Annotated in this window: 18 protein-coding genes; 9 read left to right on the forward strand and 9 right to left on the reverse strand. The window is 75.0% G+C overall.

Annotated elements, in window-relative coordinates:
- Positions 1 to 34 precede the first annotated feature (34 nt).
- From ACQPYD_RS03050 to ACQPYD_RS03070, 5 genes are all read right to left on the reverse strand, one after another.
- On the reverse strand, positions 35 to 1,681 hold the full coding sequence (locus ACQPYD_RS03050; RefSeq protein ID WP_433699682.1) for a DNA repair helicase XPB: 1,647 nt from the start codon (positions 1,679 to 1,681) through the stop codon (positions 35 to 37).
- A 183-nt stretch (positions 1,682 to 1,864) separates the two neighbouring features.
- Positions 1,865 to 2,335 carry a DUF4190 domain-containing protein gene (locus tag ACQPYD_RS03055; protein WP_433699683.1) on the reverse strand — a complete coding sequence of 157 codons (471 nt, stop codon included), beginning with the start codon at positions 2,333 to 2,335 and terminating at the stop codon, positions 1,865 to 1,867.
- Positions 2,336 to 2,480: 145 nt separating this feature from the next.
- Positions 2,481 to 2,936: a hypothetical protein gene (locus ACQPYD_RS03060; RefSeq protein ID WP_433699684.1), complete on the reverse strand. Its 456-nt coding sequence runs from the start codon at positions 2,934 to 2,936 to the stop codon at positions 2,481 to 2,483.
- A gap of 134 nt (positions 2,937 to 3,070) precedes the next feature.
- Positions 3,071 to 3,592 (reverse strand): hypothetical protein, encoded by a 522-nt coding sequence (locus ACQPYD_RS03065; protein ID WP_433699685.1) that lies wholly within the window; start codon positions 3,590 to 3,592, stop codon positions 3,071 to 3,073.
- A gap of 109 nt (positions 3,593 to 3,701) precedes the next feature.
- Complete coding sequence (locus ACQPYD_RS03070) at positions 3,702 to 6,263, reverse strand: helicase-associated domain-containing protein (RefSeq protein WP_433699686.1); 2,562 nt, start codon at positions 6,261 to 6,263, stop codon at positions 3,702 to 3,704.
- Between the two features lie 165 nt (positions 6,264 to 6,428).
- Between ACQPYD_RS03070 and ACQPYD_RS03075 the strand changes: the two genes are divergently transcribed.
- The 4 genes from ACQPYD_RS03075 to ACQPYD_RS03090 all read left to right on the forward strand — a co-directional run bounded on the left by ACQPYD_RS03075 (position 6,429) and on the right by ACQPYD_RS03090 (position 12,651).
- Entirely contained in the window at positions 6,429 to 7,223 is a 795-nt protein-coding gene (locus tag ACQPYD_RS03075; RefSeq protein WP_433699687.1) for a hypothetical protein, read from the forward strand.
- Between the two features lie 680 nt (positions 7,224 to 7,903).
- Complete coding sequence (locus ACQPYD_RS03080) at positions 7,904 to 8,287, forward strand: cold-shock protein (RefSeq protein ID WP_433699688.1); 384 nt, start codon at positions 7,904 to 7,906, stop codon at positions 8,285 to 8,287.
- A gap of 185 nt (positions 8,288 to 8,472) precedes the next feature.
- Positions 8,473 to 9,228: a DUF3027 domain-containing protein gene (locus tag ACQPYD_RS03085; RefSeq protein WP_433701929.1), complete on the forward strand. Its 756-nt coding sequence runs from the start codon at positions 8,473 to 8,475 to the stop codon at positions 9,226 to 9,228.
- A gap of 150 nt (positions 9,229 to 9,378) precedes the next feature.
- Positions 9,379 to 12,651, forward strand: a complete 3,273-nt coding sequence (locus ACQPYD_RS03090; protein ID WP_433701930.1) for a sacsin N-terminal ATP-binding-like domain-containing protein — start codon at positions 9,379 to 9,381, stop codon at positions 12,649 to 12,651.
- A gap of 46 nt (positions 12,652 to 12,697) precedes the next feature.
- Here the strand turns inward: ACQPYD_RS03090 and ACQPYD_RS03095 are convergent, their stop codons facing one another.
- The gene (locus ACQPYD_RS03095; protein ID WP_433699689.1) at positions 12,698 to 13,558 is read right to left on the reverse strand and encodes an MOSC domain-containing protein; all 861 of its coding nucleotides are present in this window, start codon (positions 13,556 to 13,558) and stop codon (positions 12,698 to 12,700) included.
- A gap of 100 nt (positions 13,559 to 13,658) precedes the next feature.
- Here ACQPYD_RS03095 and ACQPYD_RS03100 point away from each other — a divergent pair, with 100 nt between their 5' ends.
- The 3 genes from ACQPYD_RS03100 to ACQPYD_RS03110 all read left to right on the forward strand — a co-directional run bounded on the left by ACQPYD_RS03100 (position 13,659) and on the right by ACQPYD_RS03110 (position 15,158).
- The gene (locus ACQPYD_RS03100) at positions 13,659 to 14,078 is read left to right on the forward strand and encodes a hypothetical protein (RefSeq protein WP_433699690.1); all 420 of its coding nucleotides are present in this window, start codon (positions 13,659 to 13,661) and stop codon (positions 14,076 to 14,078) included.
- A gap of 61 nt (positions 14,079 to 14,139) precedes the next feature.
- On the forward strand, positions 14,140 to 14,499 hold the full coding sequence (locus tag ACQPYD_RS03105) for an ArsR/SmtB family transcription factor (protein ID WP_433699691.1): 360 nt from the start codon (positions 14,140 to 14,142) through the stop codon (positions 14,497 to 14,499).
- A gap of 23 nt (positions 14,500 to 14,522) precedes the next feature.
- Positions 14,523 to 15,158 (forward strand): SRPBCC family protein, encoded by a 636-nt coding sequence (locus ACQPYD_RS03110; protein WP_433699692.1) that lies wholly within the window; start codon positions 14,523 to 14,525, stop codon positions 15,156 to 15,158.
- 235 nt (positions 15,159 to 15,393) lie between these two features.
- Here ACQPYD_RS03110 and ACQPYD_RS03115 read toward each other — a convergent pair whose 3' ends face one another.
- Both ACQPYD_RS03115 and ACQPYD_RS03120 read right to left on the reverse strand, forming a co-directional pair.
- Positions 15,394 to 16,890: a DUF7059 domain-containing protein gene (locus ACQPYD_RS03115; RefSeq protein ID WP_433699693.1), complete on the reverse strand. Its 1,497-nt coding sequence runs from the start codon at positions 16,888 to 16,890 to the stop codon at positions 15,394 to 15,396.
- Between the two features lie 54 nt (positions 16,891 to 16,944).
- Positions 16,945 to 17,211, reverse strand: a complete 267-nt coding sequence (locus ACQPYD_RS03120) for a DUF2530 domain-containing protein (protein WP_433699694.1) — start codon at positions 17,209 to 17,211, stop codon at positions 16,945 to 16,947.
- A gap of 219 nt (positions 17,212 to 17,430) precedes the next feature.
- On the opposite strand from ACQPYD_RS03120, the gene ACQPYD_RS03125 reads away from it, so the two are divergent.
- Both ACQPYD_RS03125 and ACQPYD_RS03130 read left to right on the forward strand, forming a co-directional pair.
- Positions 17,431 to 18,900 (forward strand): NCS2 family permease, encoded by a 1,470-nt coding sequence (locus ACQPYD_RS03125; protein WP_433699695.1) that lies wholly within the window; start codon positions 17,431 to 17,433, stop codon positions 18,898 to 18,900.
- A gap of 157 nt (positions 18,901 to 19,057) precedes the next feature.
- Positions 19,058 to 20,446: an MFS transporter gene (locus ACQPYD_RS03130; protein ID WP_433699696.1), complete on the forward strand. Its 1,389-nt coding sequence runs from the start codon at positions 19,058 to 19,060 to the stop codon at positions 20,444 to 20,446.
- 70 nt (positions 20,447 to 20,516) lie between these two features.
- On the opposite strand, the gene ACQPYD_RS03135 is transcribed toward ACQPYD_RS03130, so the two are convergent.
- Positions 20,517 to 21,239 (reverse strand): sulfite exporter TauE/SafE family protein, encoded by a 723-nt coding sequence (locus ACQPYD_RS03135; RefSeq protein ID WP_433699697.1) that lies wholly within the window; start codon positions 21,237 to 21,239, stop codon positions 20,517 to 20,519.
- Positions 21,240 to 21,261 lie beyond the last annotated feature (22 nt).

The following is a 21,261-nucleotide window of genomic DNA, read 5'->3' on the forward strand; positions in this document are numbered from 1 at the left end:
CGTGCCACCGGGGGGGCCGTCCGGCGTCCCGGCCCTAGATCTCCTCGCCGGACAGCAGGTCCGACGCGTCGGTGATCCGGTACGCGTACCCCTGCTCGGCGAGGAAGCGCTGCCGGTGCGCGGCGTAGTCCTGGTCGAGGGTGTCCCTGGCGACCACCGCGTAGAAGCGCGCGGCGCGGCCGTCGGTCTTGGGCCGCAGGACCCGGCCCAGGCGCTGGGCCTCCTCCTGCCGGGACCCGAAGGAGCCGGACACCTGCACCGCCACGCCCGCCTCGGGCAGGTCGATGGAGAAGTTCGCGACCTTGGAGACCACCAGCGTGCGCAGCTCGCCGGAGCGGAAGGCGTCGAACAGCCTCTCGCGCTCCTTGTTCCTGGTCTCGCCCTTGATCACGGGGGCGTCCAGGGAGGCGCCCAGCTCGTCCAGCTGGTCGATGTAGGAGCCGATGACCAGCACCTGCTCCTCGGGGTGGCGCTCCACGATCTGCCGCACCACCGAGGTCTTGGTCTCGGAGGAGGCGCAGAACCGGTACCGGTCCTCGGGCTCGGCGGTCGCGTAGGCCAGGCGCTCGGACTCCGACAGGTCCACCCGGACCTCCACGCAGTCCGCGGGGGCGATCCACCCCTGGTTCTCCATGTCCTTCCACGGGGCGTCGTAGCGCTTGGGGCCGATGAGCGAGAACACGTCGCCCTCCCGGCCGTCCTCCCGCACCAGCGTCGCGGTGAGCCCCAGGCGGCGCCGGGCCTGGAGGCCCGCCGTCATCCGGAAGATCGGCGCCGGCAGCAGGTGGACCTCGTCGTAGACCACGAGCCCCCAGTCGCGGGCGTCGAACAGCTCCAGGTGCGTGTACACGCCCTTGCGCCTGGCGGCCATCACCTGGTAGGTCGCGATCGTGACCGGCCGGATCTCCTTGCGCGTCCCCGAGTACTCGCCGATCTCGTCCTCGGTGAGGGACGTGCGCCGCAGCAGCTCCGTCTTCCACTGGTGGACCGACACGGTGTTCGTCACGAGGATGAGGGTGGTCGCCCCGGTGAGCGCCATCGCCGCCGCGCCCACCACGGTCTTGCCCGCGCCGCACGGCAGCACGACGACGCCGGAGCCGCCCGCGTGGAAGCTCTCCGCGGCCTCCTTCTGGTAGCCGCGCAGCTCCCAGCCGTCCTGGTCCAGGTCGATGGCGTGCGCCTCGCCGTCCACGTACCCGGCCAGGTCCTCCGCGGGCCAGCCGATCTTCAGCAGCGCCTGCTTGAGGTTGCCGCGCTCGCTGGGGTGCACGGCCACCGAGTCCTCGTCCAGCCGCTCGCCGAGCATGCCCTTGAGCTTCTTGGCCCGGACGACCTCCTCCAGGACGGCCCTGTCCGAGGACTCCAGGACCAGCCCGCGCACGGGGTCGCCGACGATGCGCAGGCGCCCGTAGCGCTGCATGGTCTCGGCGATGTCCACCAGCAGGGAGTGCGGCACCGGGAACCTGGAGAAGCGGATCAGCGCGTCCACGACCTGCTCGGCGTCGTGTCCGGCGGCGCGCGAGTTCCACAGCGCCAGCGGCGTGATCCGGTAGGTGTGCACGTGCTCGGGTGCGCGCTCCAGTTCGGCGAAGGGCGCGATGGCTCGGCGGCACTCGCCGGCGAGCTCGTGGTCGACCTCGAGCAGGAGCGTCTTGTCGGACTGGACGATCAGGCAGGACACACGGACCTTCAATCTCGCGGGGCGGGGGGCGGCCTCAGGTGCAACGCGTCCGGGCCCCTGATCATGCCCTGCCGCCGAAATGCCCGCCCGTCCCCGTTCCCGGCCGCCGGAACGGCGTCCTCCGGGGTCCGCGCGCCCGCACCCGCGTCCGCCGCCCCGGCGCGGCCCGCGCGGCGCGGTCGGTCAGGTCTCGGAGGCGGCGACGGCGAAGACGATCAGGCCCGCGAGGACGGCCATGATCGCCAGGATCACCCCGTTGGAGATCCAGGCGTAGCGGAGGTGCCGCCGCGCCTTCTCCCGGTCGGCCTTCTCCGTGAGGGAGAGCGCCGAGAACACGACGCCGATGACGCCCAGGAACCCGCAGCAGGTCACCACGAGGAGGATCGACACCACCAGGGCGGAGATGGCGCTCGTCTGGCTGGGCGGGGCCTCCTGGTACGGGGCGGCGTACGGCTCCAGGCGGTGGACGGGCTCGGCGGCGGGGCCGCCGTAGCCGCCCGGGGGCGGCGGGTACCCCGCGGGGCCGCCGTAGCCGCCGGGCTGCTGCGGATAGGGGTTGCCGTAGGGGTCGTGGGGCTGCCCGGCGTAGGGGTCGCCCTGCGGGGGCTGCCCGGCGTAGGGGTCGCCGGGACCGGACTGCCAGTTCTCGCTCAAGGTCGTGACCTCCGGGAGGTGTCGGTGTACGGGGGAGCCGTCGGGGACGGCGGGAGCGGGGGAGGGACGGCGCCCGGGGCCCGGCCCGCCGCCGGGGGCCGGGAACCGGTCCGCGCGGCCGGTCCGCCGGGACCCGCGGGCCCGGTCAGACGCTGAGGATCACCACCGCCAGGAGCATGAGCGGGACGAAGAACACCACCGACAGCGCGGCGTAGGCGAAATTGCACGCCCACGCGTACCGGAGGTAGCGCTCGACCTCGGCCGCGTCCGGGTAGCGCCTGACCGCCATGACCCCGAAGCCGATGCCGGGCAGGTTCGCCACGAGGAGGAAGAACCACATGCCCAGGTACAGGCCCAGGAGGGGCACCACCAGGCTGAGCAGCGCCGTCACCAGGACCGCGACCGCTCCCCCCAGCCGGGCCGGGGGGCCCGTGGGACCGGTTCCGGGACGGGGGCCGAAGCGTGGGTCGGGCGCCCCGCCGGACGACGGACGCGAAGGGGGCGCGGTCCGGGGGCCCGCAGGCCCCGGGGGCCGCACCGAGCCGAGCGTGGAGCCCTGCTCGCGCTCCCAGAAGGCCTTGGGTCCGCCCTGGCCGCTCATCACCGCTCGTCCGCCTCCCGTCGGCCGCGGGGGCCGTCGTCGCCGAGCCGCCCTCGCGGCCGTCCCATACTGCCGCATACCCAGCCCGCCGCGCGCGGACCCGGCGCCCGGCGGCACGGTTCGCCAAACACCGGTCAGTAGTTGGTCACCGGGACGATCCCCTGGATCCACGAGCCCGCCTGGGTGAACATCACGAACGTCAGCACCAGCATCACGAAGAACATCACCCCGGCGGCGCCCAGGCAGTACCAGGAGTAGCGGGTGAGCGTCTCCGCCTGGACGGGGCGGCCCCGGTCGCGCGCGTGGGCGGCGCGCACCGCGAACACGATCCCGGCGACCCCGAACAGCCAGTTCGCGCAGCACAGGAACGTGAGCGCGTGCAGGATCAGGGCCATCGTCGAACTGCTGGCCCCGCCGGGGAGCGGTGTCCGGGACTCCTCGCGGTCGTCGTCGCGCCCGTCCCGTTCCTCCCGCTCGTCCGGTTCGCCGGCGCGGGGGCGGGGGCGGTCCCGGGCGGCGCGGTCGTCCGGACCGCCGCCGGGACGGGGGTCCCGGCGCCCCGCCCCGCGGCTCCGCCCGCGGCCGCCGTCGCGGTCGTCGTCGCGTCCGTGGTCGCGGGGGGACGATGCCCCGGGGGGCAGCGATGTGTCGCTCATGGGGGTGTCTCTCGCTGTCGGTGGGCGGACCGGCTCGCACCCACACTAGAGGGCGTGCCCGGCGGGCACCCACCCCGCTGCGCGACGGGCGGCGCCCACCGGCCCCACACTAGTGCGGCCCCGCCGCCCCTCGCCGTTCGCCGCCGGGGACGCCGTTCCCGCCGCCGGGCTCCGGCCCGTCCAGCTCGGCGACGGCGTTCACCCGGTGCACGGCGAACCGGTGCACGGACGCGCGCGTGGCGTCGTAGGCGGTGAGGAAGCCCCCGTCCACGCCCGAGGGCTCCACGATCCGGCTCACCTGCCGTCCGTCCGTGTCCGTGTAGCCGATCCACACCCGGCGGCCGTCCTTCGCCGCCCGGGTGAGCGCCTCCAGCACCGCCGCGTTCCTCGACCCGGGCGGCCCGTCCTCCGGGAGGGGGATCGGCGTGCGCGCCGCGTTGGACGCCTCGTCCCCGGCCCGCACGGCCCGCACGGCGGCGCGCGCCATCTCCCGGAACGAACCCGAGGGCGGCGGCGGGGCGTCCGCCGGGTCCGACCGCCGCGCCTCGGGACGGCTCAGCCGCATGGACCCGTCGCCGCTCTCGGGCACCGGGTGGTAGCCGAGCTGGCGCAGCCGCTCCATGAGCGCGGCCCGGTTGGAACGGCTCGCCACCACGGTGGGGGCCAGCCGGAACAGTCCCAGGTCCTGGGCCCGGCGGTCCCCGAGCAGCTCCTCCAGCAGGGCGGGCTCGTCGCAGCGCAGGTAGCCGGAGGCCGAACCGGCCCGCAGCCGCCCGTGCCGGCGCCCCACGTCCGACACCAGGTAGCGCAGCGCCTGCGGAAGGGGGGTGCGCGAGTGGCGTTCGAGCAGGGCGGTGATGTCGGCGACGCCCTGCCCCGCGTCCAGGGCGCGGCGCACGGACTCCTCCGTGAAGCGGTACACGGTGGCGCCGCCGGTGGACTCCACGTCCGCGACCAGCGCGAGGTCGCGGGCGAGGCCGGTGACGAGGGGGCCGGGGGCCACCGCCGTCAGGTCGCCCTGCACCAGCACGTAGTCCAGCGGCTTCGGCATCTCCGCCGCGAGGACCCTCGCGGCGTCGTCGTCCTCCCCCTCCAACAGGGGGCGGGTGTGCCCGGCCAGCGCGCCGCGCCCGGTCAGCCCGAGCGCCGCGGCCTCCGCGGCGGCGATCTCCACCAGTTCGCCGTAGACCGGCGACTGGCGGCGCGGACGGCGCCACGACAGCCGCGAGGCCAGCGACCCGGGCAGCGGGGCGAACCCGGGCGGGGCGGTGGCCATCTCGCCCAGCAGGTCGCGGCGGGCCTGGGGGGCCGCGGGCCGGACCAGCCCGGACCCGAGCACGTTGCGCACCCGGCCGCCGGAGTCGCGCGACCCGTTGAGGGAGGCGACCCGGTCGGAGTCCAGCCACGCGGAGGCGAGCCGCAGCCAGCGGCGCTCGGGCGGGGTCTCCCGCCACAGGTCGTAGGCGCGGGTGGGCAGCCACTCGCCCTCGACGCGGTCGTCGGCGCCGAGCAGCCCGGCGGCGTGGGCGACCTCCACGAACAGGGCGGCGGTGGTCTCGTCGGTGTCCATCGCCTGGGCCGCGCGGCGGAGGTCGCGTACCCCCAGGCCGCCGTTGCGGAGCACCGCGGCCGGCTCCTGCGACCAGCGTTCGAGCAGTTCCTCGATCGCCCGCAGCACCGTGAACGCCTGCCCGGCGGCTGCCCGGGTGACGGCCTCGCCGGGGTTCGGGGTGCCCTCGAACGGCGGCGGCCCGGTGGTGACCTCGCGGAACAGCAGCCCCGAGCGGAGGGCGAGGGCGGCCTCGCGCGGCAGTGTGAGGGTGTCGTCCCCGCTGGGGAGGAGCAGCGCCCGGGCGATCAGCGTCTCGACCGGGGAGGAGGCGCCCGCGAGGGTGACCTCGCGGCGGGCGTCGGAGACGGTCCCGTTGGGGGGACCCCACGCCATGCCGTCGAGCAGCCTGCGCGCCTGCGGGCCGAGCTGCCCGATGAGCCCCAGGACGCGACCGGGGTCGGCCAGGAGCGTCGCGACCGTCTCGACGGGCGTGTGCGCGGTGCTGTCGGGGGCCAGGTCGCGGGCGAGCCGCGCGGCGGCGCCGTGCGGAAGGCCGGCGAGGAGCACGCGCGCCGGAGGCCCGAGCTGCGCCGGGTGGGGGATCAGGTCGCGCAGCACCTGGACGGGGCGGAGCCTGCCCCTGTCGGGCCAGACCAGGGCCAGTTCGAGCAGGGTGTCCAGGGCGTCGGCGAGGGGGTCCCCGGCGGGGCCGTCCTCCGCCGCACCCCCCCGGCCCGCGGAGGACCCCCCGCCGTCCGCCGCGCCGGGGACGGGGAGCGTGCCCAGCGCACCGGCCAGTTCCACGGTCTGGACGCCCACCGGTTCGGACAGCCGGTCGTCGCCGAGCGCGATGACGGCCTCCAGCACCTGGAGGGTGAACCGGTCCAGGCGTTCGAGGACTCTCAGGACCGCGTTGCGGCTGGTCGCGCGGGCCGCGAGCGCGCCGATGTCGGCGGGGACCGGCTGCGCCAGGTCGGGCCGGGCGGACAGCAGGGCGGCGAGCTCCCCGTCCGACCGGCTGCGCAACCAGGAGGTGAAGGTGGGGGGACGTCCCGGGGCGGGGGCCGCGGGGCTCCCCCCGCCGGGCACGTGCTCGTCGGGTGCTGCGTTCTCGGTCATCGGGTCCACGCTAAGCGATGCCGGGTCCCGTGCTCGCGTGAGTCCCGGCGGTTCCCCCTTGTCACCACCCGTCACCGAGGGTGAGGCCGTATCCGAAGACGATTCGGTGACCGAAATTGGGAAGGGGGGTTAAATGCCAGGTCGTTGTCGGCCAATATTGGAGTCATGACCCAGCGCTCGGAACAACTGGTACTGGACTATCTGTCCGAGGTCGGCCTGGTCCTGCACGGTCGCATGTCGGCGAGGGAGCGCACCGCCTTCCTCGCGGAGCTCCGCTCGCGGATCGACGCGCGCCGCGCGGCGGCGGAGGTCGACGGCCCCGAGGCGGTGCGGGGGATCCTCAGGGGCCTCGGCAGTCCGGAGGACCTGGTGGAACGCGAGATCGCCGGACGCGACCTCGACATCGAGGACACGGAGCTGATCCCGCCCAGGCCGCGTCACGCCGACCGGCCGCCGCCGCCGTGGCGGGGCGGCCCCAGCCGCGGGCTGATGTCCCTCGTGGAGGGACCGCGCCAGACGGACATCCACGTCACCGGCCGCCGCGCGGACCGCGCGGAACGCGCCGCCCGCAATGCCGGGAGCCGGAGCGGTCCGCCCGGGGCCGTGGCGCTGGTGCGCCGGCACCCCGCGGAGGCGGCCGCACTGGGCCTGATGCTGCTCACGGTGCCGTGGTCCCTGAACCTCGCCTACCTGTGGGTGCTCGGCGCCGTGCTGGTCGTGCTCAGCCGGGTGTGGAGCGCGGTGGACAAGTGGGTCGGCGTCGGCCTGCCCCTGGTGTCCTGCCTGGTCGGGATGGCCCTGTGGTCGGGGGAGGCCGAGTTCGTCGACCAGTACGTCCAGGAGTCCCTGGCCGCCACGGGCGTCGTCGGCCTCGCCGTGGGCTCCCTGGTGGGCGTCGTGTACCTGTACCCGAGGGCGCGCCGCTCCGCCGGCGCGGAGGAGCGCCGGGCGCGGGAATGACGCCCCGGTCGCCTCCCCTCCTGTTCGGGCGGGGGGAGCGCCGGGCGCGGGAACGACGCACGGTCCGTCCGCCGTCCGCCTCCCTCTCCTGTTCGGGCGCGGGAATGACGTCCCGTCCGCCGCGGGCTTTCGTCCCCGCCGCCCCTTCCCGTGTTCTCCGGAGCGGTGCGGGAACGCGGTCGCGCCGTTCCGGCTGGTCATTGCTTGGCAAACGCTGGGGAATAACCTTTTACGGTCCGCCCGTTACTACGAGTCCTGGACCACGGATTCGGGTAGTCATGTCACTACACCGCCGTTTTCGCTTCGCGGCGGTCGTATCGGTAACGGTGGCCCGACGGCCAGTTCGGGCGCCACTTCGGTCGAGGCGGCCCGCTTCACCGCCGAGTCCCGTCCCACACTCCGCACCCAGCGGTGGGGGCCGCCAGCACCGCACGAGGCCCGGGTGAGCCGTATCCGGGCCTCGTTCCCGTTCCCGGGGAGCCATTCCGCGTTCGGCGGGGAGTTCCTGCCGCCCCCGTGGGCGGGGAATTATGCCCTCGCGTCCGGATGCCCTTCCGCACTAACCTGGTGAGCCCATGGAAACCACGGGAGCCCGGGACGGACGGGCGGGCCGGGGGGCGCCTGTGTGCCTTTGCCGCCCCCTGCCCCGGGACCCGCCAGCGAAAGCACGAGGTCTCTACGTGCCCACCGGCAAGGTCAAGTGGTACGACGGCGACAAGGGTTTCGGATTCCTCACGCGCGACGACGGCGGCGAGGTCTTCGTGCACTCCTCGTCCCTGCCCCCGGACACCGTGTCGCTGCGGCCCGGACAGCGGGTCGAGTTCGGCGTCGCGGACGGCCGCAAGGGCGCCCAGGCGCTCCAGGTCGTGCTCCTGGACGCCCAGCCCTCCGTCGCCAGGGCCCGCCGCAAGTCGCCCGACGAGATGGTGGCCCTCACCGAGGACCTCATCAAGCTCATGGAGGGCCTGTCCACCGGCTACCGCAGGGGCCGCCACCCGGAGCGCAGGGAGGCCGCGCGGATCTCCTCCGTGCTGCGCGCGGTGGCCGACGACCTGGAGGCCTGACCGCCGCGGGCCCTCCCGCCGGCACCCGGGAGGGCCCCTCCGACACCACAAGACTTGATCAAGAGGATGTATCGGGCGAACCTTGACCCGCGTTATGGTCAAATCGGTGCTCGCGATCAGTGAGAATGGGGAACGTGAGCCCTTCTCGACGTTCTCCTGTACCGGACAAGGCCTGTGTCGACGCGGTGGAGTTGGCCCGCTCGGTGGCCGCCGAGGCCGGGCGACCCGAATGGGTGGGTGACGCGCTCACCCCCCAGGTCGAGGACACGCGCCTGGTCACCCACTACTTCACCTGCCTCGACCCCGCTTACCCGGGGTGGAACTACGCGGTCACCGTCGTCCGCGCCTCGCGCGCCAAGGACGTCACGGTCAACGAGGTCGTTCTGCTCCCCGGCGAGGGCGCCCTCGTGGCGCCCGAATGGCTGCCCTGGAAGGAGCGGCTCCTCCCCGGCGACCTCGGCGTCGGCGACCTCCTGCCCACGGAGGAGGACGACGAGCGCCTCATCCCCGGCTACGCCCAGGTGCCCGAGAGCGAGCTGGACGCCGAGGGCGTGGACCAGCAGATGGTCTGGGAGCTGGGACTGGGCCGTCGCCAGGTCCTCTCCGAGGTCGGACGCGAGCAGGCCGCCGAGCGCTGGTACAACGGCGAGGCCGGGCCCCGCAGCCCGATCGCCGCGGCCGCTCCCGACCGCTGCATCACCTGCGGCTTCATGACCCCGCTCGCCGGTGAGCTGCGCCAGATGTTCGGCGTGTGCACCAACGAGTACGCGCCCGACGACGGCCGGGTGGTCTCCATGGACCACGGCTGCGGGGCCCACTCCGAGGTGCGCCGTCCCGAGCCGCAGGCCGGCCCCAGCGGCCCGGTCGTCGACGAGATGGGCTACGACCACATCGTCTTCGACGACACCGCCGAGCTGGAGCTCGTCTCCTCCGAGTCCTGACGGGCCGTGCCCTCCACCGGAGAAAGCACGCCCCGCCGCGCTGTCGGACCCTGGCCCCCCGTCCCGGTGGGCTAGGGTCTTGCTACCGCACCCACCCTCGCCCCGGGTGCACCGTGCCGGGTCGTGCCCGCAGCGCAGGAGGAACCCACCATGGCCGAGCCGGTGACCGCTTCGGCGGTCGACCCCTACAACACCGCCGAACTGCGCCGACGCGTCCTCGCGGCGTGGGCCGACGCCCCGGCCAGGTTCAGGGAGGACGCCAACGCGGAGGAGGACTTCGCCCTCGGCGGCTACCGTGACCGCGTCGTGGTCGAACTCGCCCAGAACGCCGCCGACGCGGCGCGCAGGGCGGGGGTCCCGGGAAGGCTGCGCCTGGCGCTGGACGGCCTCCGGCTGACCGCCGAGAACACGGGCTCGCCGCTGACCCCCGAGGGGGTCGAGTCGCTGGCGACCCTGCGCGCCTCCACCAAGCGCGGCGAACAGGGCGCGACCGGGCGCTTCGGCGTCGGCTTCTCCGCGGTGGCGGCGCTCAGCGACGACGTCACCGTCGACTCCGGCGGCGCGGCGGTCCGCTTCAGCGCCGAGGCCGCGCGCGGGGCCGTCGCGGAGCTGCTGGCCGGGGGCGGGGCCCACGCCGACCTGGCGGACGAGGTGGGACGCCGCTCCGGGCACGTGCCCATGCTGCGGCTGCCCTTCCCCGCGCGGCCGGCGGCCCCGGGGGACTACGACACCGTCGTCACCCTCCTGCTCCGCGACGACCAGGTCCGCGTGCGCGTGCGCGAACTCCTCGGCCGCACCGGCGAGGCCCTGCTGCTCGCCCTGCCCGGTCTCGCGGAGGTCCGCGTGGACGTGGACGGCGAGGAGCACGTCCTCACCCGGCAGGAGGTCCCGGCGGACCCGTCGGCCCCGGACGCCCCCGGCACGACCGCGCCGCCCCTCCCCGGGGGCTCCGCCGCGGCCGCCGCCGACGCGACCTCGTTCGCATCACAAGCCGCTCCCGTCTCCGAAACCACATCGGCCACAGCGGTGGCGGGGACCGGCGTCGCCGACCTCGTCACCGGCCGCCGGGACGCCGAGGGCACGCGCACCACCCTGTGGCGGGTCCTCGGCCGTTCCGGCGAGTTCGACGCCTCCCTGCTGGCCGACCGTCCCACGGAGGAGCGCGACCGCACCTCCTGGTCGCTGACCTGGGCCGTCCCCGTGGCCCCCGACGGCACCGTCGCCGCACTGCCCGCCGACGTCGAGAACGTCGTCCACGCGCCCACCCCCACCGACACGGAGCTCGCCCTCCCCGCCGTCCTCATCGGGAGCTTCCCGCTCGGCAGCGACCGGCGCGGCGTCCAACCCGGAGCGGCCACCGACCTGCTGCTCATGGAGGCGGCCCACGCCTACTGCGCGCTCCTGCGCCGGTTCGACGGCCGGGCCGCCCTCGACCTCGTACCCGGCACCCGCGTGGGGGGCGGCGTCGTCGACGCCCTCTTCCGCGCGCGCGTCGCCGAACCCCTCCGGGACACCGCGTTCCTGACCACCGCCTCCGGGGCGCCCGTCGCCCCGCGCGACGCGGCCCTGCTCGACACCGGCGGGTCGGGAGGCGCCGCGGACCTGGCGGCCGTCCTCGCCGAACTCGTCCCCCAGCTGCTCCCCGGCTCGTGGAGTCCGCGCCACCCGGCGCTCGCCGCCCTGCGCGTCCACCGCCTGGGCCTGGCCGACGTGGCCGACCTGCTCGCGGACACCGACCGGCCGCCGCGCTGGTGGGCCTCGCTCTACGCCGCCCTGGACACCGCCGGGAGCGGCGGGGCCGACCTCGACGAGCTCGGCTCCCTCCCGGTGCCCCTGGCGGACGGCCGACTCGTGCGCGGCCCCCGCTCCCTGCTCCTCCCCGGGGAGGACTGGGCCGGGGCCGACGGCGCCGGGGGCCGCGGGATCTCCGCGGAGACCGTCGCCGCGCTCGGCGTGCGCGTGGTCCACCCCGAGGCCGTCGACCCGCTCCTGCGCCGACTCGGCGCGGTGGAGGCCGGTGCGGCCACCGTCCTGTCCGACCCCCGGACCGAGGCGGCAGTCCGCGACTCCCTCGACGCCGACGACCCCGAGCCGATCGCCGAGGCCGTCCTCGACCTCGTCGCGGCCTCCGGCACGACCGTCGCCGACGCGCCCTGGCTGGCCGAGCTCGCCCTGCGCGACGACGAGGACGGCTACTCGGTCGCCGCCGAACTCCTCGTCCCCGGCGCCCCGCTCGCGGACCTGCTCGTCGACGACGCCCCCTTCGGCACCGTCCACGAGGACCTCGTCGAACGCCACGGGACCGACGCCCTGCGCGCGGTCGGCGCCCTCTGGGAACTCGGCGTGGTCCGGGTCGAGGAGGCCGCGCTGGGGGAGGACCTGGTCGCGGAGTTCGACGGCGCCGCCGGCGAGGACGGCCCGGACGGCCTGGAGGACTGGGCCGACGAGGTCCTCGAACGCGTCGGCGACCCCGAGCTGCCCCCGGTGGTGCCCGAGCTGGTGGTCGTCGCCGACCTCGACTGCGTCGCGGACGACAGCTGGCCGCAGGCCCTGGCGATGCTGTCCCGGGGACCGCTGCGCGAGGCCGTGACCGAGCCCGCGCGGCTGCTGATGCCCGACGGCCGCGTGGTGGACGTGCCCTCGTACACCGCGTGGTGGCTGCGGACCCGGGCGCTGCTGGGCGGCAGCGCGCCGGTCGAGCTGCGCACCGCCGACGCCGACCCGTCCCTGGCCGGCCTGTACGACGAGGTCCCGGCCGACGTCGACCCCGAGTTCGCCCGCGCGCTGGGGGTGCGCGCCACCCTCGCCGACCTGATCAACGACCCGGAGGGGCCGGACGACCTGCTCGCCCGCCTGGCGGACCCCGACCGCCACGTGGACCGCGCCTCGCTCCGCCTGGTGTGGACCGCGCTCGCCCTCGTGGACGCGGAGCTGGTGACCCCGCCCTCCCGCGTGCGGGCGGTGCGCGGCGGAGCGATCGTGGTGGCCGACGCGGAGGAGGCCGTGGTGGTGGACTCCCCGGACCTGCTGCCGCTGTTGGAGGACCGCCCGCTGGTCCTGGCCCCGGACGACTCCGCCGAGGCCCTGGCCGACGTCCTCGACCTGGACCTGGCGAGCGAGACGGTCACCGGCGAGGTCGGGTCGGCCGGCGAGGTCCGCCCGGTCCCCGGCGAGGCCGACCTGTTCCTGGACCCCGCCGGGGAGCCGGACCGCACCTACGTGCACCACCGGACGCTCACCGTGGACGGCGTCGAGCTGGAGTGGTACGTCGGCGACGGCACGGCGCACGCGTCCACCACGGACGGCCTGGCGCGGGCCCTGTGCTGGCGCGCCGGGCAGTGGTCCCGCCGGCACCTGGTCGCGGCCGCCCTGCGCGACCCGTCCGCCGCCGCCCGGCTCCTCGCCGAGGCCGACCTGGAGTAGCGCGGCTCGGGGCGGGACGCGGCCCCCGGCGACCCCGGGGGCCGCGTCAGGCCATGACCTCGGCGAGGCGCTCTCCCAGACCCTCTTCGGGCTCGCCCCACTCCAGGACCTCGACCGCGTCGCCCACCGCAGCGGTCCCCGGCCGGGTGACGGCGAACAGGGAGCCGAAGGACACCCCGCCGCCGTCCGCGCGCCGGTAGCCCGCCAGGGTCCGCAGCGGCTCCGGGCCGCTCCTCTCGCCCCGCGCCTGGTCCACCGTCGTCCCCACGCAGCGGATGCACACCTTGGCGTAGCCCAGTTCGGCGTCCCCCAGGCGGACGGAGCGCACCCGGTCCTCGGTGTGCGGCTCCTCCCACCCCGACACGACGACGTTGGGCCGGAACCGGTCGATCGGCACGGGCTCGGCGCCGCGCTCCAGGATGCGCGCGCCGAGCAGGTCCAGGGAGGACGCGGACGCCATCAGGACCGCCGTGCTGTCCGCGAACCCGCTGGTGCCGGGGGTCCTCCCCCCGCTCAGGCGTGCGTGGTCGTCGGGCACCCGCACCAGGCGGCTCGGCGCGCCCAGCACCTCGGACAGCCACCCGGAGACCTCGTCCCCCTGGTCCACGCCCACGAACGGCTTCCTGTGCAGGACGACGTCCAGCCGGGGACCCCCGGGATCGACTTCGACGTCGACGTGGCCGAACCCGTCCGTGTCCAGCCGCAGGCGGGCCCCGTCGCCGGTGATCCCGGCGCGCACGCGCGCCAGCCGCGGGTCGTTGCGCTGGCTGCGGAAACCGCCGCCGCCGTCGACCACCATGAACGTGCGGTCGTGGGCGATCCCGGCGGGGGTCACGAGGGCGGAGCGCAGGGAGGTCCCGGCGCACCCCTTGACGGGGTAGTGGACGAGTTCGCAGATCTGGGCCATGGGCAGACGCTACCGTCCGGCCCGCCCGCGACTCCCGGGGGAGGCCCGGACCGGGTAGCCTCCTCTTCCCCGCACCGCCCCCGACACCGACGGGACCCCCATGCGCGCCACCCCCTCGCTCCTCGCCCTGGGCGCCCTCCTGCTCGCCGCCGGCTGCGGCGGCGGGGAGGAGCAGGACCCGCCCGCCGCCACCGCGGAGGCCGAGCCGACGGAGTACGTCTTCGCCCCTGGGGAGCGGATCACCGTGGAGCTCACCATGTACGACGGCGAGGACGGCCGCCGGACGCCGTTCTTCTCCGGGTACCGGCCCTCGGTCGAGTTCGCGGGCGGGGGACCGGCCGTCGAGTGCGGCGCCCACCTGCCGGTCGAGCTGCGGGAGTTCCCGCCGGGGGAGACCCACACGATCGTGCTGGAGTGCGGCTCCGAGGTCGCGGTCCCGGTGGACGATCTCGGGTTCGCCCTGGTGGAGGACGGCGTCGAGCGGGGTAGGGGAGAGGTGGTCCCCACGGGGGAGGAGTGACGGGGCGTCCGCGGGGCACCGTCCTCGCCTCGTCTGGGCACTGGCTCATGCGGTGGGGGGCATGCACGCCTTCGACGTCCTCGGGGACCCCGTCCGGCGCCGCCTGCCGGAGCCGCTCGACGACGGCGGGCGTTCCTCGGGGGAGCCGACCGGGATCGTGCGGGACGAGCCCGGGACCTCCCGGCCCGCCGTCTCCCAGCACCTGCGCGTACGCGGGGAGAACGGGTTCGCCACCGTGCGCGAGGACGGCAGCCGCAGGCTGTACGCCGTGGACACGGGGCCGCCGCGCGACGCCGACGCCCGGCTGAGGCGCTTCGCCGCCCGCTGGGAGCCGCACCTGGCGGCGCTCGACACCGAGCTCGCCGGGGGGAGGCGCGAACGCCGCTCCGGCGACCGCGCGGGCCCCGGACGGGAGCCATGACTTCCACACCCAGGAGGAGCACGATGGACATCGAGCACGAGATCGACGTGGTCGGCCGGTCGGTCGGCGTCCGGCGGACCGGCTCGGGCGCCGAGAGCACCGTCACGGTCAGCCGCGCCTACGACGTCCCGGTCGAGGACCTGTGGGACGCCTGCACCAACCCGGAGCGCATCCCGCGCTGGTTCCTGCCGGTCGCCGGCGACCTCCGGGAGGGCGGCGCCTACGAGCTGGAGGGCAACGCCGGAGGGCGCGTCCTGGCCTGCGACCCGCCGCACTCCTACCGGGTCACCTGGGAGTACGGCGGCGAGAGCAGCGAGGTGGAGGTCCGACTGACCGCGGAGACCGCCGCCCGCTCGCGGTTCGAGCTGTCCCACACCGCGCCGCTCGACGAGTTCTGGGAGCGGTACGGCCCCGGGGCCGGGGGGATCGGGTGGGACCTGGGGCTGTTCGGCCTGACCCAGCACCTGCTCCACGGGGCGGGCGTACCTCCGGAGGCCGGGGAGTGGGCGGGCTCGGAGGACGCGCGGCGGTTCACGGAGCTGAGCGGACGCCGCTGGGCGACGGCGCACGCCGAGTCCGGGGAGGACCCGGACCGGGCCGAGGCCGCGGCGGACCGGACCATCGACTTCTACACGGCGCCGCCGGAGGGCTCTGCCTGAGGCGGCCGGGCCGGGGCCGCCCGGGTGCGGGGGGCCCGGGCGAGCGGACGGCGGCGGTCGTCCCCGGCCCCGCCACCCGGGGCCGGCGGGCGCCCCCCGCGCGGGCGGACGGCGGGTCGGTGCGGTCCTGGTCCTCCCGGGGCAGCGGGCGGCCCCGTGCGAGCGGACGGCGGCCGGCCGGAACCGCGCACGGAGGCCGAGGAACCGGCGGCCCCGCGCGCGGGCGGACGGCGGCTCAGCGGGCGACCCGGAAGAACCCCTCGGAGATGAGGGTGCGCAGCGCGTCCGGCGTCCGCTCCCGCACGACCGCCTGGTCCTCGCCGATGAGCTGGGCGATGGCGTCCAGGAGCGGCCCCACGGGCATGGTGCCGTCGCACACCCCGGCCAGGGCGGCCTCGACGGTCCCCACGCGGGCGACCCTGCGCAGCCCGTTCTGCTGGCGCAGCACGATCTTCTCCGGGTCCGGGGCCCCGGGCCTGCCCACCCGCTCCTCCACCACCCCGGGGGCGAGCGCGACGTGCGCCGACAGCAGGGCGGCGTCGGTGAGCCGCAGCGCCGTCATCGCCCCGTCCACGACGTCGGGCAGGTACGGGCCGACCGGCTGCTCGATGTCGTGCCGCAGCTCCTCCACGCGCACCGTCGCGTCCTGGGCGACGTCGTTGCGCAGGCTGATCCACCCGAACCCGATGCCCTTGATGCCCTCGCGCTCGAAGTAGTCCAGCCAGGCGTCGTAGCGGCGCGTGTACTCGGGCGTGCCGTGCTCGCACGAGTCGCGCAGCCACAGCTCGACGTACTGGGCGGGGTCCTGCACGTCGCGCTGGACCACCCAGCCCGAGCAGCCGGTCCCGGTCACCCAGCCGCCGACGCGGTCCTCCCAGTCGTCGCCGTCGGAGTGCACCCAGTTCGCGAGGATCTGGCACCAGCCGCCCTCGGTGAGGTGCGCGGGGGCCTGCCGCACCAGCTCGGCGCAGACCGTGTCGCCGGGCAGGTCGGACTCCCGGTAGGTGTACCGGGAGGAGTCGGGGGTGATCACGAACGGGGGGTTGGACACGATGAGGTCGAACCGCTCGCCCCCGACCGGTTCGTAGAGGGAGCCCTGGGCCAGGCGGGCGCCCGTGACCCCGGACAGGGCCAGGCTGATCCCGGCCAGGCGCACCGCGCGCGGGTTGAGGTCGGTGGCGACCACCTCGCGGGCCCGCGAGGCCAGGTGCAGCGCCTGCACCCCGCAGCCGGTGCCGACGTCCAGGGCGCGGTCGACCGGGCCGTCGACGATCAGCTGGGACAGGGTGGCGGACGCGTTGCCCGCGCCGACCACGTGGTCGCGGCGGGGGACGGCCCCGGTGCCCGGGCGCACCTTGGGATCGGAGACCACGAAGCCGGGCCGGCCGTCCTCCAGGTCCCACGGCCCGAGGTGGACCAGGGCGCGGACGACGGTCCCGTGGGGCCCCTCCTCGACGGTGACGAGCCCGGCCTCGGCCAGTTCGTCCACGGGGAGGACGGCCCGCGCGGCCCGCGCGGGGATGGGCGAGCGGAGCCACCACAGGCGCAGCAGCAGTCCGAGCCGTTCCTCCCCGCCGGTGGCGCGCAGGGCGGGCACCAGCTCTTCACGGGCCAGGGCTCGGGCGGCGGCGTCGCCGAGCCGGTCGCGGACGCCTGACACCGTGTAGTCGGCGTCGATGAGGATGCCGCGGAGTCGGTCGGCGAGGCCGCGCGGGAATTCAGTCTCAGACACCCGCCCATTATCAGGCAGAACGGCGGTGCCCCGCTGACAGGCGGTCCGGCCTGGTCAGGAGGGCTCGGAGAAGCGGGAGGCCCCGCGCTCGGCCGACTCGTCCCTCTTGCGGAGGAGGCGCGGGATGTAGAGGTAGCCGAACACCCCGAGGGCGGCGCCGGTCGCGCAGACACCGATCCACCAGCGCTCGGCCTGGGGGAGGGAGTCGCCCATGGCGACGAGGACGACGAGGGCGACGGCCCACGCGAGGGTGCCGATGGCGGCGGGCACGCGGTAGTCGCTCTCGTGGACTTCGGGATCGGGCCGGCGAGGTGTGCGCACGGTCCCAGGCTATCCGCTCGCACACGGCCGGCGTCGGCGTGTCGGCGCCGACCGCTCCGACCAGGGAAGCGTTCGTCACACTCCCTGCTCCGATCATCCGATCATATGGCGATTTCTATGAAACTCCCGTGAAACGAGTGTCAGCTGTTGTATGAAGATGCAACTAATCTGGCGCAGAATCCTTGTTGTCCGGTAACACGACCAGGTCAGGCTGACGACGTGAACGCACCAACTCCATCCCCCACCGACGACAGAGCGGCCTCCGCCCCCCGGGGCCGCGTGGACCGCTTCTTCCACATCTCCGAGCGCGGCTCCACGTTCGGCACCGAGATCCGCGGCGGTCTGGCGACCTTCTTCGCCATGGCCTACATCATCGTGCTGAACCCGCTGATCCTGAACGGCACCGCGGACGTCAACGGCGATGTCCTGGAGGTCCCCCAGCTCGTCGCCGTCACCGCCCTGGTCGCCGCGATCAGCAGCATCCTGATGGGCATCGTCAGCCGCTACCCGTTCGCGCTCGCCGCGGGCATGGGCCTGAACGCCGTCGTCGCGTACGGGGTCGCCCCGCTGATGGCCTGGTCGGACGTCTTCCTCCTGCTGATCATCGAGGGCCTCATCCTCACGGTCCTGGTCATGACCGGCTTCCGCACCGCCGTCTTCGCCGCGATCCCCGGCGGGCTGAAGATCGCCATCGGCGTCGGCGTGGGCCTGTTCCTGACGATCATCGGCTTCGTCAACTCCGGCTTCATCCAGGGCGGCGGCGGCACGATCGTCAGCCTCGGCAGCGGCGGCCTGAACACGCTGCCCCTGCTGGTCTTCGTCATCGGCCTCCTGGTCACCATCGCGCTCTACGTCCGCAAGGTCCCGGGCGCGATGCTGCTGGGCATCATCGTCTCCACGGTCGCCGCGATCGTCGTCCAGGCGCTGTTCGGCGGCCGGGGCGAGGGCCTGGCCTGGCAGCTGCCGGGCTCCACCCCGAGCCTGCCGACCTCGGTCGGCGACGTCGTCGCCCTCCCCGACTTCTCCCTCATCGGCCTGTTCGCCGAGGGCGGCTTCAACATCGCGGCCCGCTGGTCCGACGTGGGCGTCGCCACCGTCGTGATGCTGCTGTTCACCCTGATGCTGGCCGACTTCTTCGACACCATGGGCACCATGGTGGGCGTCGCCCACCAGGCGGAGCTGACCGACGAGAACGGCAACCTGCCCCGGACCCGCGAGGTCCTGGCCATGGACGCCTTCGGCACGATCTTCGGCGGCGCGGCCTCCGCGTCCATCGCGACGGTGTACGCCGAGTCCGCGGCGGGCGTCGCGGAGGGCGCGCGCACCGGCATCGCGCCCATCGTCACCGGTCTGATGATGGTCGTCGCGACCTTCTTCGCGCCGCTGGTCACCATCGTGCCGTTCGAGGCCGCCACGCCGGTGCTCGTCATCGTCGGCTTCATGATGCTGCTGCCGGTCGGCAAGATCGACTTCACGGACCCGGCCGTCGGCCTGGCGTCGTTCTTCGCGATCGTGATCATGCCGTTCACGTACTCGATCGCCAACGGCATCGGGATGGCGTTCATCGTCTACACGTTCGTGCGCCTGGTCGAGGGCAAGCCGCGCCACGTCCACCCCCTCATGTGGGTGGTCTCCGCGGTCTTCCTCCTCCACTTCGCCGAGGCCCCGATCTACGCGCTCATCGGCTGATCCCGCGCGCCGCCCTCGCGCGGGGGCGGGAATTCCTGCGACAGTGGACGGCGTTGACCCGAGTGATGAGTCAACGCCGTTTACTTATGTGTCCGCACCATGGGTCTCCGGCCGCATCAGCCCCTCCCCGGCAACCCGTCCGGGAGGGGAGGAACTGATGCGGCGTATCGCCATGTTCCGCTCACTGGCCGTCCGCAACTACCGGCTCTACGCCCTCGGCCAGCTACTCTCCAACCCCGGCACCTGGATGCAGCGCATCGCCCAGGACTGGCTGGTCCTCCAGCTCAGCGGCGGCAGCGGCATCGCGCTCGGGATGACCACCGCGCTCCAGTTCCTGCCCCTGCTCCTCTTCGGGCTGTGGGGCGGCGCGCTGGTGGACCGCCTGGACAAGCGCAGGCTCCTGATCTGCACCCAGAGCGTCATGGGGGTGCTCGCCGTCGCCCTGGGCGTCCTCGCGACCGCCGGCGCGGCCGAGGTCTGGCACGTGTACGTGTTCGCCTTCGCCCTCGGCCTGGTCACCGTGCTCGACAACCCCGGCCGCCAGGCCTTCGTCCCCGAGATGGTCGACCGCGAGCACCTGTCCAACGCGATCGCCCTCAACAGCGCCAGCTTCCAGCTCGGCAGGGTCACCGGCCCCGCCGTCGCCGGACTGCTCATCGCCGTGATCGGCAGCGGTCCCGTGTTCCTGATCAACGGCGCGTCGTTCGGGTTCACGATCATCGCCCTGGCGATGATCCGCACCGCCGAGCTCACCACCACCGAGCCGGTGCCCCGGGGCAAGGGCCAGATCCGCGAGGGCCTGCGCTACATCGGGGGCCGGCGCGACCTCGTGCTGCTGCTGATCCTCGCCGCCGCCACCCAGTTCTTCGGGGCGAACGGGCAGAACCAGATCGCGCTGGTGGTCAACAACGTCTTCGAGGCCGGCGCCGCCGCGTTCGGGGTGGCCGCGGCCTTCCTGGCCGTGGGCGCCCTCATCGGGGCCCTCCTCGCGGCCCGGCGCGACCGGCCCCGGGTGCGCCTGGTGCTGATCGGGTCGATGGCCTTCGGGCTGCTCCAGGTGGCGGCGGGGCTGATGCCCGGCTACGTGTCGTTCGTCGTGGTGCTGGTGCCCATGGGCATGGCCTTCCTGACCTACGTGACGACGCTCAACGCCACCTTCCAGCTCAGCGTCGACCCCCAGATGCGCGGTCGCGTCATGAGCATGTTCCTGCTGGTGTTCATGGGCGTGGCGCCCGTCGGCGCCCCCGTGGTGGGGCTGCTGGCCGACGCGTTCGGCCCGCAGGCCAGCCTCGTCATCGGGGGCACGGTCACCGTGCTGGTGGTCGCGGCCCTGACGGGACCGCTGTTCAGGGTCCACGGCGTCAGGGTGCGCGACCTCCTGCCGGGGCGCCGGCGGGCCGCCGAGGCCGCGCAGGCCACGGCGGAGGAGGCCGGAGCCGGGCGGACCCGGGCCGGGCACGGCGCGGACGGCGCGACCGCGGCCGGGCCCGACCGGGGGGCCGACGGCCCCGGACGGCCCCCGGAGGACGCGGTCACCCGCACCTGAGCCCCTGGCCGTGCCCCGCCGTCCTCGGGGCACGGCCGCAGACCGCGTCCCCACGGCCGCGCCGGGCCGGTCAGGAGGCGACCGCCCGCGTCACCACCGACACCGAGCTGATCAGCAGCAGCCACAGGACCGCGCGGCGGAACAGCTCGGCGTCCAGCCGGCGGAAGACCCGCTCGCCCACCGCCATGCCGACCAGCATCGCGGGGACCCCGACCAGCAGCAGCGAGCCGACCTCCGGCGTCAGCCTGCCGCTGATCCAGAACCCCGCCAGCGAGGCGGCGCTCGTCGCCGAGAACATCACCGACAGGGTCGCCCGCTGCACGCGGGGCTCCAGCCCGCTCCCCTGGAGCGCAGCCACCATCAGCGGGCCGTCGATGCCCGTCGAGGCGAACGACGCACCCGACAGGGCGCTCACCCCCGCCAGCGTCGGGGTCCCGCCGGGGACGGGGGTCCTCCGCCACACCAGGAACGTCCCCACCAGGACCATCACGGCGATCGCCACCATCAGGGCCCGCTCGGGCAGCACGGCGAGCAGCCACACGCCGAACGGCACCCCGGCCAGCCCGAACCCCAGGAACAGGGCCGCCAGGCGACGGTCCACGTGGCGGCGGTCCCGGGCGGTGATCCACACGCTCACCGGCGCCGACATCAGCCCGGCCACCACCACCGCCGTCACCGGGTCCGCGAGCAGGGCCAGCGGCGGCACCGCCACCAGGGAGAAGCCGAACCCGGTCGTGGCGCGCACCAGGGACCCCAGGGCGATGACCACGAAGACACAGGAGATGACGAGCATGGGCGGGCGGCTCCGGGGACGC

The sequence above is a fragment of the Nocardiopsis sp. CA-288880 genome (assembly GCF_050955985.1).
GTDB classification, from domain to species: domain Bacteria; phylum Actinomycetota; class Actinomycetes; order Streptosporangiales; family Streptosporangiaceae; genus Nocardiopsis; species Nocardiopsis tropica.